The sequence below is a fragment of the Streptomyces sp. H39-C1 genome, from assembly GCF_027158125.1.
In the GTDB taxonomy this organism is placed as follows: Bacteria; Actinomycetota; Actinomycetes; order Streptomycetales; family Streptomycetaceae; genus Actinacidiphila; species Actinacidiphila fildesensis.
In genome coordinates, this window is sequence record NZ_JAPVLS010000256.1 from 1 (window position 1) to 1,431 (window position 1,431).

The 1,431-nt window shown below is 65.8% G+C and carries 2 protein-coding genes; both read right to left on the minus strand.

All coding sequences use genetic code 11. The features are described from left to right. Positions 1-79: 79 nt before the first annotated feature. Complete coding sequence (locus tag O3W51_RS48050) at positions 80-502, minus strand: hypothetical protein (RefSeq protein ID WP_138359659.1); 423 nt, start codon at positions 500-502, stop codon at positions 80-82. After that, the gene (locus O3W51_RS48055; protein ID WP_138359657.1) at positions 499-1,329 is read right to left on the minus strand and encodes an IS5 family transposase; all 831 of its coding nucleotides are present in this window, start codon (positions 1,327-1,329) and stop codon (positions 499-501) included. The genes O3W51_RS48050 and O3W51_RS48055 overlap by 4 nt, the downstream gene beginning before the upstream one ends. Positions 1,330-1,431: the final 102 nt, after the last annotated feature.

The following is a 1,431-nucleotide window of genomic DNA, read 5'->3' on the forward strand; positions in this document are numbered from 1 at the left end:
AGAGTGCGGTACGTGACCTGATGTCCGGTTGATGCTTGGGGTTGGGTGAGGAGTCCTGGTCGGCGGGGCGGACTGGTACTCAGGTGCGGGGCTGAGCGAACAGGCCGGGTTCGGGTTCGGTGAGAATGCCCCGTGTGACCAGGCGTTTCAGTTTGGACCGGATGCCTTCGGTGTTCTTCGGGAGGATCGGCAGGTCGAGTGCCTCGCACAGGTCTCGAGCACGCATCGGATGGCCGGTGTCGGTGAAGACAGCGAGAATCTGCTGGTAAGCGGGGTGGTCCGGCGCCTCGGGCCGTGGCGGATCGTCGGCGGGCTCCGGTGCCGGGATGTTCAGGAGCGTCTTGCGGGTGATGCGCAGGTTCTCGGTCTCCGCGTCGAGTTCGCCGAGGCGGGCGGTGAGGTCCTCGATGGACGCGCGGAGCTGCCCGGCCTGCTTGTCGAGTTCGTTCTCGCGGGCCTCGACGTAGGCAAGGACGTTTCTGATCTGCGGGTTGTCGCTCACGCGGTCCTCCAGGAGGGCAGGGTGGCGCCGGTGAGCCGGCGGGCCATGACAGAGGTCATCGCCCAGAAGACGCGAGAGCGCGAGGTGGCGAGCCGGTGCTCGTAGTCGCGGACCAGGCGCCGGTAGAACATCAGGATCCCGTTCGTCTGCTCCACGACCCACCGCTTGGCCTGCGGAATGAAGCTCTTGTCGGCCGGGTTGCGTTCAACGATCTCGACGTCGATGCCGTACTGCTCGCCGTGGTCGACGACGGCCTTCTTGAACCCCTGGTCGACCAAGGCCTTCCTCACGGTGCCCATCTGGGCGGCCACGCCGTCCAGCAGCGCGATTCCGGCGGCGTTGTCGTGTGCGGACGCCGGCAGGGCGACAGCCTCGACGACGAGTCCCAATACGTCCACGGCCAGGCATCTCTTCCGCCCCGGCACCCGTTTCGCCGCGTCCTTGCCGGTCGTGGCGGCCGGGACGCCGACGGCCACGCGGATGCTCTGCGTGTCCATGACGATGAGGCTCGGGTCGGCTAATCGCCGCTTCTTCTCCCGCAGTTGCCATCGCAGCAGATCATGAATGGTCTGATCGGTGCCATCGTCGCGCCACTTGTAGAAGTAGTACTTCACCGCACCGGCGGGCGGCAGGTCGTGGGGCAGCAGGTCCCACTGGCAGCCGCTGCGGTTCTGGTACAGGATCGCGTTGACGATCTCCCGCATCGCGTATCTGCCCTGGTGGCCACTGACCGACGGATGCGCGGCCTTCCACGCCGTGACCACGGGCTCGACCAGGGCCCACTGCTCGTCGGAGACATCACTCGAGTACGACTTGCGATCGCTCATCCCGTCACCCAAGCGAATCCCGAACGCCTGACCGGCAATAATGCTTCACCGTCACCCCATCGAGTGATCATAAGCAGGACAGAAGATCACGTACCGCACTCT

Coding starts and splice junctions, on each gene's coding strand:
- O3W51_RS48055 (WP_138359657.1), bottom strand. CDS start 1,329: ATGAGCGATCGCAAGTCGTACTCGAGTGATGTCTCCGACGAGCAGTGG.